11 protein-coding genes, 1 tRNA gene and 1 pseudogene are annotated in these 12,628 nt (G+C 43.6%); 3 read left to right on the top strand and 10 right to left on the bottom strand.

The genetic code is table 11. The annotated features are described in order from the left end of the window. Positions 1 to 54 precede the first annotated feature (54 nt). From glmS to E0H79_RS01305, 8 genes and pseudogenes are all read right to left on the bottom strand, one after another. Positions 55 to 1,896 (bottom strand): glutamine--fructose-6-phosphate transaminase (isomerizing), encoded by a 1,842-nt coding sequence (gene glmS / locus E0H79_RS01340; RefSeq protein WP_004974344.1) that lies wholly within the window; start codon positions 1,894 to 1,896, stop codon positions 55 to 57. Positions 1,897 to 1,908: 12 nt separating this feature from the next. Next, on the bottom strand, positions 1,909 to 3,273 hold the full coding sequence (glmU, locus tag E0H79_RS01335) for a bifunctional UDP-N-acetylglucosamine diphosphorylase/glucosamine-1-phosphate N-acetyltransferase GlmU (protein ID WP_096902632.1): 1,365 nt from the start codon (positions 3,271 to 3,273) through the stop codon (positions 1,909 to 1,911). Between the two features lie 18 nt (positions 3,274 to 3,291). Further along, on the bottom strand, positions 3,292 to 3,813 hold the full coding sequence (locus tag E0H79_RS01330; RefSeq protein ID WP_131260658.1) for a phosphatidylglycerophosphatase A: 522 nt from the start codon (positions 3,811 to 3,813) through the stop codon (positions 3,292 to 3,294). Next, positions 3,779 to 4,708 carry a thiamine-phosphate kinase gene (gene thiL, locus E0H79_RS01325; RefSeq protein ID WP_131260657.1) on the bottom strand — a complete coding sequence of 310 codons (930 nt, stop codon included), beginning with the start codon at positions 4,706 to 4,708 and terminating at the stop codon, positions 3,779 to 3,781. Before thiL ends, E0H79_RS01330 begins: the two co-directional genes overlap by 35 nt. A 25-nt stretch (positions 4,709 to 4,733) precedes the next feature. Further along, positions 4,734 to 5,183: a transcription antitermination factor NusB gene (gene nusB / locus E0H79_RS01320; RefSeq protein ID WP_004974349.1), complete on the bottom strand. Its 450-nt coding sequence runs from the start codon at positions 5,181 to 5,183 to the stop codon at positions 4,734 to 4,736. A 4-nt stretch (positions 5,184 to 5,187) separates the two neighbouring features. Next, a complete protein-coding gene (gene ribE / locus E0H79_RS01315; protein ID WP_004974350.1) occupies positions 5,188 to 5,658 on the bottom strand; it encodes a 6,7-dimethyl-8-ribityllumazine synthase in 471 nt (156 codons plus the stop codon). Between the two features lie 11 nt (positions 5,659 to 5,669). Next, on the bottom strand, positions 5,670 to 6,791 hold the full coding sequence (gene ribBA / locus E0H79_RS01310) for a bifunctional 3,4-dihydroxy-2-butanone-4-phosphate synthase/GTP cyclohydrolase II (protein WP_096902634.1): 1,122 nt from the start codon (positions 6,789 to 6,791) through the stop codon (positions 5,670 to 5,672). Between the two features lie 346 nt (positions 6,792 to 7,137). Then, positions 7,138 to 7,308 (bottom strand): annotated as a pseudogene (locus tag E0H79_RS01305) (secretion protein HlyD); the annotation flags it as partial. A gap of 243 nt (positions 7,309 to 7,551) precedes the next feature. Here E0H79_RS01305 and E0H79_RS01300 point away from each other — a divergent pair. After that, positions 7,552 to 8,202, top strand: a complete 651-nt coding sequence (locus E0H79_RS01300; RefSeq protein WP_004974358.1) for a response regulator — start codon at positions 7,552 to 7,554, stop codon at positions 8,200 to 8,202. Positions 8,203 to 8,419: 217 nt separating this feature from the next. Here the strand turns inward: E0H79_RS01300 and E0H79_RS01295 are convergent. Further along, positions 8,420 to 8,510, bottom strand: a tRNA-Ser gene (locus E0H79_RS01295). A 119-nt stretch (positions 8,511 to 8,629) separates the two neighbouring features. Here E0H79_RS01295 and E0H79_RS01290 point away from each other — a divergent pair. Beyond that, positions 8,630 to 10,510 (top strand): potassium transporter Kup, encoded by a 1,881-nt coding sequence (locus E0H79_RS01290; protein ID WP_004974367.1) that lies wholly within the window; start codon positions 8,630 to 8,632, stop codon positions 10,508 to 10,510. 83 nt (positions 10,511 to 10,593) lie between these two features. Here E0H79_RS01290 and E0H79_RS01285 read toward each other — a convergent pair whose 3' ends face one another. Further along, positions 10,594 to 11,199: a hypothetical protein gene (locus E0H79_RS01285; protein WP_004974369.1), complete on the bottom strand. Its 606-nt coding sequence runs from the start codon at positions 11,197 to 11,199 to the stop codon at positions 10,594 to 10,596. A 344-nt stretch (positions 11,200 to 11,543) separates the two neighbouring features. On the opposite strand from E0H79_RS01285, the gene E0H79_RS01280 reads away from it, so the two are divergent. Beyond that, positions 11,544 to 12,620 (top strand): DNA/RNA non-specific endonuclease, encoded by a 1,077-nt coding sequence (locus E0H79_RS01280; RefSeq protein ID WP_004974371.1) that lies wholly within the window; start codon positions 11,544 to 11,546, stop codon positions 12,618 to 12,620. Positions 12,621 to 12,628 lie beyond the last annotated feature (8 nt).

The raw sequence follows: 12,628 nt of genomic DNA, 5'->3' as shown, positions 1-12,628 counted from the left end.
CTTAGGATGATACTTTATTGCTCTCATACATTAACTAATTGAATTTAATCAACATTATTCCACTGTTACGCTTTTTGCCAAGTTTCTAGGTTGATCGACATCAGTACCGCGCAAAACTGCCACATGATAAGACAACAACTGCACAGGAATGCTATACACAATTGGCGCAAGCAACGCGCTGACTTGCGGTACATAAACCACATGCTGACGCTCTTTATCTGCAGGAATGCCGCTGTGTTCATCTGCAAATACAAACAGCTCACCACCACGTGCCTGTACTTCTTCCATATTGGATTTCAGTTTATCCAGCATGTCATCTTGCGGTGCTAAAATCACCACAGGCATGTCATTGTCTACCAATGCCAATGGGCCGTGCTTTAATTCACCCGCAGCATAACCTTCTGCGTGAATATATGAAATTTCTTTCAGTTTCAAAGCACCTTCCAAGGCAATTGGGAATTGTGTGCCACGACCCAAGAACAAGCAGTGATTTTTCTCTACAAACAATTCAGACAAACGTAAAATTGCCGTATCATTTTGCAAAGTATCTAAAATTACTTTTGGTGTGTGCCACAAGTCTGCAATAATTTCCGCTGTTTCTGTCGCTGCAATTGCATTTTTCACCTGACCAATTTTGAGCACCAACAGCATTAATGCTGCCAACTGTGTCGTAAAGGCTTTGGTCGATGCCACACCAATTTCAGGACCCGCAAGCGTTAACAAACTATGGTTGGTTTCACGTACCATTGACGACGTTGCCACGTTACAAATGGTCATGGTTGTGATATCTAAACCTTTTGCAGCAGCACGTTTTTGTGTATCACGTAACGCAGCTAAAGTATCTGCAGTTTCGCCAGATTGTGAAATGCACACATACAACGTGTTATTCACAATGACTGGGGTACGATAACGGTATTCGCTGGCAATTTCCACATGACATGGCAAGTTAATCAGCTGTTCAAACCAATATTTTGCAATCATCCCTGCATGGTAGCTGGTACCGCAGGCAATAATCTGTACCTGTTGGATGTTGGCAAAATCAAGTTCAGCATCTTTCAGGAAATCTTCACGTAAAGCGTTGCCATTTAATGCTTGTGAAATGGTTTGTTGAATTGCTTCAGGCTGCTCATAAATTTCTTTGAGCATGTAGTGTTTATATTCACCTTTCGATGCATTGCTTACAGTTGCATCCAACTCTTTTACAGGGCGTTCAACCGTTTGACCGTTTACAAAAACTTCAATGCTGTCGCGGGTTAAGCGGGCGATATCACCTTCTTCCAAATACATAAAACGGTTGGTGATCGGCAATAACGCCAATTGGTCTGAACTGATAAAGTTTTCGCCAATACCGACACCAATCACCAAAGGAGAACCTTCACGTACCGTGATCAATTCATCTGGATAATCGGTATGGATAATTCCCAGAGCATAAGCACCTTTCAGTTGAGGCACGACTTGCTGTACCGCAACCAATAAATTCGGTGCAGTTTTAAGAGCATGGTTGACCAAGTGCGCAACCACTTCAGTATCCGTTTGAGAGCTGAACATATAGCCTAAAGCTTCTAGCTCATCTTTCAGTTCTTGATAATTTTCGATAATACCGTTGTGTACGACAGCAACATTGCCAGAAATATGCGGATGTGCATTGTTTTCTGTCGGTTTGCCATGTGTTGCCCAACGTGTATGGGCAATACCGAGTGAACCTGTGACTTGAGAATCTAGTACTGCTTGCTCAAGATTTGCTACTTTACCGACACGACGCTCACGCAAGACCTGACCTTGACTAATCAATGCCAAACCTGCGGAATCATAACCGCGATATTCTAAACGCTTTAAACCTTCAATGAGGATATTGGTAATACTACGTTCTGCAACGCCACCGACAATACCGCACATAGGAACTTCCTCTTATTTTTTCAATTTCTGTGGACGTTGATAATTTTCTTTAGTGAACTGTTTAGAACGTTCCACAGCTAAACACTGTTCTGCAACATCACGGGTAATGGTCGAGCCTGCGCCTACCGTTGCACCATTGGCAATGGTGACAGGTGCAACCAATGAACTATTTGAACCAATAAAGACTTGGTCACCAATAATGGTTTTAAATTTATTGGCACCATCATAATTGCAAGTAATCGTACCTGCACCAATATTGCTGCCTGCACCCACTTCGGCATCACCTAAGTAGGTAAAGTGGTTGGCTTTGGAGCCTAAACCAATTTGACTGTTTTTCACTTCAACAAAGTTGCCAATATGCACTTCATTGGCCAATACCGCGCCCGGACGTAAACGTGAGAATGGACCAATTTGCGCAGCTTCACCTACAACCGCTTGGTCAAATACGCTATACGGCTGAACTTTAGTGCCCGCAGCAATTTTGGTGTTTTTGAGGATACAACCTGCACCAATTTCTACGCCATCACCCAGTTCGCAATCGCCTTCAATAATTACGTTAATATCAATGCGAACGTCTTTACCTGCAGTGAGATTACCACGTAAATCAAAACGGGTTGGGTCAATTAAATGCACACCTTGTTGCATGAGTTGCTTGGCTTGGAAGTTCTGGAACTCGCGTTCTAATGCAGCCAATTGCACACGGTCATTCACGCCTTCTACTTCAAAAGCCAGTTGAGGTTCTACCGATGCAACTTCTAAGCCATCGGCAATTGCCATCGCCACAATATCGGTCAGGTAATATTCACCCTGCGCATTGTTATTGCTCAGTTTTGGCAGCCATTCATGTAATTTGGCATTGCTGACGCAGTAAATACCCGTGTTAATTTCCTGAATTTGACGCTGGGCTTCAGACGCATCTTTATGTTCAACAATCGCTTGAATTTTACCGTTTTCACGTACAATACGACCATAACCCGTGGCATCAGCAAGGGTAAGTGTCACCAAGCCAATTTGGGTTTCACGTGAAACATCGAGTAGCTTTTGTAAAGTTTGCTCTGTAATACAAGGTACATCTCCCGATAAAATCAGTGATACACCTTCACGTGGTAAAACAGGCAAAGTCACTTTGACTGCGTGACCTGTGCCCAACTGTTCAGCTTGTTCGACCCACTGTACCTGTTCATGCGCAAACGCATTTTGCACCAAAGCACCGCCATGACCGTAAATGGTAATTATATGATCTGCTTGTAATTTTTTTGCGGTATTAATCACGTGACCCAAGAGTGGGCGTCCTGCAAGAGGTTGTAATACTTTTGGTAAATTTGAACGCATGCGCGTGCCTTTACCTGCTGCAAGAATAATCACGGTGGTAGACATGTTGAATCCTAGTGATGGCTAAACCAAAGTAAAAGATAAATAAATATAAATACATAATGCGGCCCAAAGACCCGCAATAATATCGTCCAGCATGATGCCAAAACCACCTTCGACCTGACGATCAATGACACGTATTGGCCAAGGTTTCCACACATCAAATAGTCGGAATAGGGCAAAACCCACAATTACCCAGACCCAGCTGATTTGATTGATAAAAATCAGGGGTAAAAAGGTAATCGATTGTCCTGCAAATTCATCCCAAACAATACGACCATCATCATGTACGCCCATAACCTGTGCAGTACGTCCACAGATATATATGCCAACGAGGGACATGATGGCAATGGCAAAAAGGCTTGGAATGAAACCAAGCGCGAACCAAATGGGAATGAACAGTAGGGCAAAGGCCGAACCAAAGGTACCGGGAGCTTTGGGTAGTAGACCTGAACCGAAGCCAACACCACAGCATACAATCAGTCGGTCAGTCCAAGACATGGCTTTGAAATTAATCGCGGGTTTTTGCAAAGTGTTGGTATCCATGAAAATGAAGTGAACGATCTACGCCATTCTGTTCAAAGCTTAAGCGGTTTTGATTGTTAATTTTGCCAATAATATGAATAGGGGTATTCAGCGGTTTTTGCAAAAGCTGCTGATAATTTTGTGGGCTTATTGTAAAGCATAACTCATAGTCATCGCCACCTGCCAAGGCATATTGCCACTGCTTTTGTTGTGGTAATTCGGTTAATGCAGCATCTATAGGCAGTTGGCTGAGTTCAATACAAGCACCGACCTGAGAGGCTTTGAGAATATGCCCTAAATCTTGTGCCAAGCCATCTGAAACATCAATCATGCTTGAAGCCAGACCTTTGAGTTGTTGTCCAAGTTGACAACGTGGTGTTGGGTAGTCGAGACGTTGTTTTAAAGGATGATCGAGATGATCTAAACCAAAAGCGGCATCACCGACTTGTCCGCTGACGCAAATATAATCACCGACTTGTGCGCCTGAACGTGGAATGGCTTGTCCTTGTTCAATCCAGCCTAAGGCGGTAACGGAAATGGTGAGATGCGGGCTTTGTGTGGTATCTCCACCTATTAAACTTACCCCGAATTGATCGCAACAATCATGTAAACCCTGACTAAAACCTTTGAGCCAGTCATGATCAATTTGGGGTAGGCTCAATGCCAGTAAAATACTGTGTGGGGTGGCACCCATGGCGGCAATGTCAGATAAATTGACCGCAACCGATTTCCAACCAATCGCATGTGGGTTGGTATCGAGGGGGAAATGTCGTCCAGCGACTAAAGTGTCGGCACAAATGACCAATTGTTGTTGCGGCGGAGGGGTGAGCAGAGCTGAGTCATCACCGACACCTAAATCGACTGCATCGGGACGCGGTCTGTTGAAATAGGTCTCAATAATGGAAAACTCAGCCATACAACAATCGACTCAATACTTTGAATTAGTTGCTTTGTTGCTTTTCTGCTGCACGTAAGCTGTTGGCAAGACGGTCTAATACACCATTGATGTATTTGTGGCTGTCTGCACCACCAAAGTGTTTTGCCAATTCAATCGCTTCATCCAATACCACACGGTATGGAATTTCCAGATGTTGTTCTAACTCATAAGCACCTAAACGTAAGGTGGCGAGTTCAACACCATCGAGTGCTTGAATGTCACGATCAAGAACAGGCACCAGTAATGCATCCAATGCTTCATGATTGGCAACCACTTGAGTCAACAATTCATGATAATAGCCGAGATCCACTTTGTGCATGGCATTTTCCACACGGGTACGTGCTTCAATTTCATGTACTGGATTGTGGCTCATCTGCCATTCATAAATACCTTGCACAGCAAAACGACGTGCTTTACGTTTTGCTGCATAAGTTGCTTGAAGTGTTTGCGACATAGCGTTAAATAGCCTTTAACAAGTTAACCATTTCAATTGCAGTTAAGGCAGCTTCACTTCCTTTATTACCTGCTTTTGTTCCAGAGCGTTCAATTGCTTGTTCAATACTATCCGTAGTCAATACACCGTTAATCACAGGTAAGCCAGTATCTAAACCAACCACACCTAAGCCTTTGGCACATTCGCCTGCAACAAAGTCAAAGTGTGGAGTGCTACCGCGAATCACTGCGCCGAGTGCAATAATGGCATCATAACCATTCGATGCAGCTAATTTTTTAGCCACAACAGGAAGTTCCCAAGCGCCTGGTGCATGAACAACGGTGATATTATCCTCTGATACGCCATGACGTTTCAATGTGTCAATTGCGCCATCAAGCAAATGCTCAACCACAAAACTATTAAAACGACCGACTAAAATCGCATAACGGCCTTCGCTAGCGAGATGTAATAAACCTTCAATACGGCGAATTGCCATAGCAACCTCGATTATTTCTCTGATGTTGGATCTGCGGTGATATATTCCACCACTTCTAAGTTAAAGCCTGATAAAGCATTGAAACGTAATGGTGAGCTGAGTAGCTTCATTTTTTCAACGCCTAAATCACGTAAAATTTGTGCACCCACGCCAATGGTTTGGTATTGCTGTGACAATGCAGCATTGGCTTTGCCTTGTTTCGGGGATTTAAGGCTGTCTAGGGCAGGGCCCAAGTCTTGCAATTGAGCTTGACCAATCCAGACCAAAACACCACGTTCACTGTTGGCAATTTCTTTTAAAGCACGGTCTAAATTCCAAGTTGCCGAACCATCTGCTTTTTTCAGCTTCAGCAAATCACGGGTTGGATTAAAACCATGCACACGTACTGTGGTAACGCCTTCTTTCGGCTCGCCTTTGACCAATGCCAAGTGAATGTCTGGGTTCCCCAGTTCACGGTAACGATATAAGTCAAAAGTACCATATTCGGTGTCGATGCTTTGCTGATCCAAACGCTCTACAGTTTGTTCATTGGTCATGCGATAGTGGATTAAATCGGCAATAGTACCAATTTTTAACCCGTGCTTTTCAGCAAAAATTTCTAAATCTGGACGACGCGCCATCGTGCCGTCTTCATTGATGATTTCACAAATTACCGATGCAGGCTCTAAACCTGCCAAACGGGCAAGATCACAACCTGCTTCGGTATGTCCTGCACGGTGCAATACACCACCTGGCTGTGCCATGAGTGGGAAAATATGCCCAGGCTGAACAATATCGGCAGGCTTGGCATGTGCAGCGACAGCGGTTTGAATGGTATGCGCACGTTCTGCGGCAGAAATACCCGTGGTAATGCCTTCAGCAGCTTCAATCGACAAAGTAAAGTTCGTACCGTGTTGTGCACCATTGGCATCAACCATTAACGGTAGGTTTAATTGCTGGCAACGGTCACGACTTAAGGTTAAGCAAACAAGACCACGCGCGTGTGTGATCATGAAGTTGATATCTTCAGGGCGAACGTGGGTTGCGGCAATGACTAAATCACCTTCATTTTCACGATCTTCATCATCCATGAGGATGACCATTTTTCCTGCACGGATATCTGCTACAAGCTCTTCGACAGTATTGAGCGGCATCAACCTTCACCTTCTTATTTGTCTGAAACGACATTGAATGAGAGAGATGCATAGTCTAACGGTTTTTTACCTGTTTTGCCTATGCTTATCATTTTCATTGCGTGACTTATGGTTATACACAGTGTCATCAGGCTTGGAAAGAGGTGAAAAGGAGGATTTGCTGCGTTGCTGTAGATTGTTTAGGCAATTAAGATGAAATGCAAAATCTATGAAAAATAAAACTGTAGAGGGCATAGGATATTATCGCCCTCATTCTCGCCTTCACTTGAGCCCAGTTGGGTTTTGGGAGAAGGCAAGAATCAGAGATGAGATAATTCATTAAATTCAGGTATAAGCGAATTTCTGTTTAGCGCTCACGTAAGGCTTCTTTGGCTTTGTTGAATGGTTTGATCAGATAATCCAACACCGTTTTTTCACCCGTTTTAATATCGACTGTTGCGACCATGCCTGGGGTAATATCAAACGCTTGTCCTGCTTTGTTGCTGAGTTTGTCTGAATCGGTACGGATATAAACCCTTATCTTGGGATATTTTCTATTTCATATTACATCTTGTTTTGAGCGTTTTGGTTGTAAAATAAAACTGATTAAAAAATCCACAAAATGATCAACCTTTTTGACTGAGCGCTGAAAACATAAAAAATAAACGCTTTTCTGTGATTAATTGCACAATAAATGCAAAAAAGTCATGTCTTGCATATCCTTAATTGTCTTTGTATGGTTAGAATATAACAACTGTGCCCAAGATCTCTCACGTCTGTTATGAATATATTAATCGTTGATGATCATCCGCTGTTTCGCCATGCCTTAATTCAGGCGGTTCGTTATAGCTTACCGCAAGCTCAAATTCATGAAACTGCTGCAGTTAATGAATTGTACGAACGTTTGGAAAATGGACCTGAGCCTGATCTTGTTTTATTGGACTTGAATTTACCAGGGGCATCGGGCTTTTCTGCATTGGTGCATGTGCGTGCGCAATATCCATCTATCCCAATTATTGTGGTGTCCGCTCACGAAGAAGCATCGATTATTCAACGTTCAATTGCGCATGGGGCGATGGGTTATATCCCAAAATCGGCACATCCGAGCCATATTGGTGAAGCAATTCGTCAAGTTTTAGAAGGTGAGATTTGGTTGCCGCCAAACTTGGCTGCGAATGTTAACTTTGACCCTCGCGCTGCAGATGAAACAGCTTTGGCTGAACGTATTCAGTCTTTAACACCACAGCAATTCCGTGTATTGATGATGGTGGCAGAAGGTTTGTTGAATAAGCAAATTGCCTATGAATTAGATGTTTCTGAAGCGACGATTAAAGCGCATGTGACCGCAATTTTCCGTAAATTGGGTGTGCAAAATCGTACTCAGGCGGTATTGGCAATCAATGCGTTAAATATTGAAGAAAAGAAAATGTAAGATGTGACTGATCTGTAAAAGATGAGTTTAAAACCGCTGTGTTGATCTGGAAGATTGAGCAGTGGTTTTTTTGGTGTGTGGTTTGATAAGAGGGTGATGCCAACAAAGTTGTTGATATGCCACAGTTTTACGCCGTAGTGTACAGGCGTAAAAAAAGGCTTAAACCCTTTAGATTTAAGCTTTTTAAGATCACATGAGACTTCATGAGAATAATGTTTGGCGGTGAAAGAGGGATTCGAACCCTCGATACGCTATTAACGTATACACACTTTCCAGGCGTGCTCCTTCAGCCACTCGGACACTTCACCATAGGCGGTGGATAATAACCAAAAAATAGTACAAAGCCAAGTTGAAAAATTTGATTTAGAGAAAAACTTTCAGCGTAGTGCTATGATTCTCAAAAATACCGTCTAAATCGAAGACACCTATGCAAAGTACTGCAAAAAAAGCAGCCTTACCCGTCATTACCTTGGCTGCACTCGGAGTTGTATTTGGGGATATCGGAACCAGTCCTCTGTATGCCTTCAGACAAACTTTTTTAACGGCGCATCTTGCAATTACCCAAGCCAGTGTATTGGGAATTTTATCCCTGATTTTCTGGTGCATGATGCTCACCATCAGCTTCAAATACGTCACCATTATTATGCGTGCCGATAACAATGGCGAAGGCGGGATCATGTCATTATTGGCATTGAACCTTCGCACCACCCGTATTGCCGAAGACAAAAAAATCTTCCTGATCGCACTTGGCTTTATTGGTGCATCCCTGTTCTTTGGCGATGGCATTATCACCCCCGCCATTTCAGTATTGTCTGCCATTGAAGGACTAAGTATTGCCACGCCTATCTTTAATCAATGGCTCGTACCGCTCTCCATTGGTATTTTGGCAGGACTGTTCATTGTGCAGCGTCATGGTACAGGCACTATGGGCAAATTTTTTGGCCCACTGACTTTGCTGTGGTTTTTAGCCATTGGTGGCGCAGGGCTGCTCAGTATCATCCAAACCCCGTTTGTATTGGCCATGGTCAGTCCACACTGGGCGTTTAACTTTGTAGTAGAGCAACCCTTTGTTGCATTTCTCACCATGGGTGCGGTGATTTTGACCATGACTGGTGGCGAAGCACTCTATGCCGATATGGGGCATTTTGGGCGGATGCCTATTCGCCTCGCGTGGTTTTTGATTGTCTTACCTTGCTTGTTATTGAATTACGCAGGACAAGGGGCATTATTGCTACGTAACCCTGCAGCGATTGAAAATCCGTTCTATATGTTGGTGCCTGAATGGGGCTTATACCCGATGATTGGTTTAGCCACAGCTGCAGCGGTGATCGCTTCTCAAGCGGTGATCACAGGGGTATTTTCAATGGTCAATCAGGCCATTCAATTGCGTTATTTACCACGCCTGACTGTACGTCACACGTCCGATGTTGAACGTGGTCAAATCTATTTGCCATTCATTAACTGGGCCTTATTTATTTCGGTGCTTATCTTAATTTTATTATTTGAAAATAGTGCCAGACTTGCCAGTGCTTATGGCGTGGCAGTGACCATGACCATGCTGTGTGGCACGATTTTAATTTCAGTGCTGGCCTATGGTTTTTGGCGTTGGCCGATGTGGAAAGTTGCCCTTTTTGCAGTGCCATTTTTAACCCTAGATTTAATTTTTGTGGCTTCGACCTCGCTCAAAATTGTGTCAGGGGGATGGGTGCCAATTTTAATTGGCGCCATCATGTATACCATTTTAATGACGTGGAAAGATGGTCGTGCATTGGTTTTCAATCGTTTGGAAAAAGATGCCTTGCCGATAGACCTATTCATTCACAGTATTAGTATGGGCAATGAAACCAAATTTGTCCCTGGCGATGCGATTTTCTTGACAGGTACGCCTAACATTGTGCCACATGCCATGTTGCATAATATTAAGCACAACAAGGTCTTACATGAACGCAATATCATGGTAACGGTCATCACGCGTGATATTCCATTTGTGGCGCAGCAAGATCGGATTCAAGTCGAAAAACTGGATGATCGTTTTTATCGGATTGCCATGTATTACGGTTTTAAAGATCAGCCAAATATTCCAAATGCCTTGAAACAAGCCTATGAACAGCTTGAGTTTGAATTCGATATGATGCAAATGAGCTTCTTTATTTCGCGTGATCGAATTGTGCATACGGTGGGCGATGGCATGTCACCGTGGCGTGAAAAACTGTTTATTTCAATGCAGCGCAATACCAGTCCTGTGAGTGATTTCTATCAAATTCCAACCAACCGTGTGGTGGAATTGGGTAGTCAAATCGAAATTTAAAAACTGCTCAATAGATTTTAAAAAACCAGCATTATAAAGTGCTGGTTTTTTATTTTTAGCTCAAGATTGGTCTTAAACAGATCTTATTGTTCCGTATCACTTGGTTGTAGATGGCTTAAATCTATATCGTTTACATCTGCGCCCTGTGCCGCAGGTGCTGTGGTTTCAAGCCGTTCAGTCGTGGGCAGATTGACTGCTGCTTGTTCAGATGCAGCAGGGTTTTGTGGTGCAGCATTTAGCGCTTCTGCGGTGACATCCACATCATCGCCAGCATTTACAGGTAAATCGGCTGAAGATGACAATAATGGCGCAGAGGTGGCTTGTATGTGTTGTTCGCTCACTTGCTCTGCCTGCGCTGCGTGTTGCAGTTCGGATTCAGTCCCGACAGGCATCGTCATCGGTACATTGTCTTGAGCCAGATTGGCTTGTTCGGCTGAAATTTGGTTTGCAGGCTGTTGCGCTATATTTTCTGCTGGACTTGTTAAGTTTGTATCTGTACTCGGTACAATGCGTATCTGACCATTGGCGATTAATTCTTGTAGTGAGCCTGCTTGCCCATTAATCGTGGTGCTTATTTTGACTTTAGATAAACTTTCTAAAGTATCACCTGCTTGAATGGGTGGTTCGGCAAAGGCAGAAATGCTGATACTGCTACCAACCAAAGCACAAGCAAAAAGATGAAAACGCATGTATTTCTCCATCAAAAATCGCAAAAATAAAGTTAAAACCAATTTAAATCGTCAATGACATCCAGCTAGAGCAGCGCAATGCGCTTGGGTGTCGCTGAGCGATGTCTTTAAGGTGTATTTAGCTTGGCAGATTCGCTAAAACGGATGCAATCAAATCTACCAAACTTGATCTAGACTGATGTCAAAAGTGCTTAAAACTCAGGCTGTGTATGGCTTTTGTGGTGTTATGGCGCGGGTTTTGTTTAATTGTTAGACGAACAAGAGGTGCTTCATATACAAGCTGTGAGTGGATTGTTAAGCTCGGGCAAACTCTGCGGATTTAGAGCGAAGTCACAGTAACGGTTATGGCAAGAAAACGGCGCAATTCCAACAACATTTGGACTCAAATTTTCAATCAAAACAGCTTGAAAGTGCTACTCGGTGTAGTGGCAACAGGGAGTTTTGTGATTGCTTTTGGTCAAGAAAAAATTAGCCAGTGGACTTCACTGGTGCCGAGTTCAGGAAATAGTGCTTGCCTAACCCAGTTCTATCGAGAAACGCCGCCCTATTTACTGAAAAATAGCCTGCAAAAAGACAGCTATCCGCTGTGTTTTAATGACTTTAATGTGATGTATTCAGGGGTATCCAAAACCCCGTTATGGGTGGCAGAAGCCTTAACACCAGCGCGTTTGAGTCAGCGGATTCCACGTGAAGATAACTTTCACGAAGAACCGCGCGTCAAAGCCGAGCATCGTGCGACTTTGCTGGATTATCGTGGTTCGGGTTATGACCGTGGACACATGGCACCGAATGCCGACATGACCAACTTGGCAGCCCAGTTTGACAGTTTTTCTTTGGCAAATATGGTGCCGCAAGCCCCTAAAAATAATCAGCAGGTCTGGCGTGAACTTGAAGAAGCCACCCGAGCGGTGGTGACTAAGCAAAAGCAAGATGTGTATGTGATTACGGGGCCAAGTTTTAATGCCAAGCGTCTAAAAACCATTGGGCAGGGCGTTATTGTGCCGACTGCGGTGTATAAAGCTGTGTATATGCCCAAAACAGGCGCGATAGGGGCTTATTACGCGCCCAATAACGACTCGTTACAGGTGCAAGTGGTGAGTGTCTGCTATTTAGAAGAACAGTTGGGCATTAATTTATTCCCACAATTAAGTGAAGAACAAAAGCGCAATACCTATAAATTGCCTTTGACTGCAAATGCTGTAAAAGCCAATACACCGATTGCCTACTCACATTGGGATGCAGAAAGCCAGTGCGCAGAAGATGTATCTGCTGAGCAATTACAAGCCTTGCAAACCGAATTTAAACGCTCAGGCAGTAGTCCTGCATCGGGTGCTAGCATTGATGCAGATACCCAAGATGCAATTGTGAAGCAATTGATTGAAGCTTTATTGCAATATATTTTACAGTTGTTGAAATCTTAAACTGGGTT

This window comes from Acinetobacter sp. ANC 5045, from assembly GCF_004331005.1.
In the GTDB taxonomy this organism is placed as follows: Bacteria; Pseudomonadota; Gammaproteobacteria; order Pseudomonadales; family Moraxellaceae; genus Acinetobacter; species Acinetobacter towneri.
The sequence above is the reverse complement of the archived record's forward strand: the minus strand, read 5'-3'. Positions and strand labels throughout refer to the sequence as shown.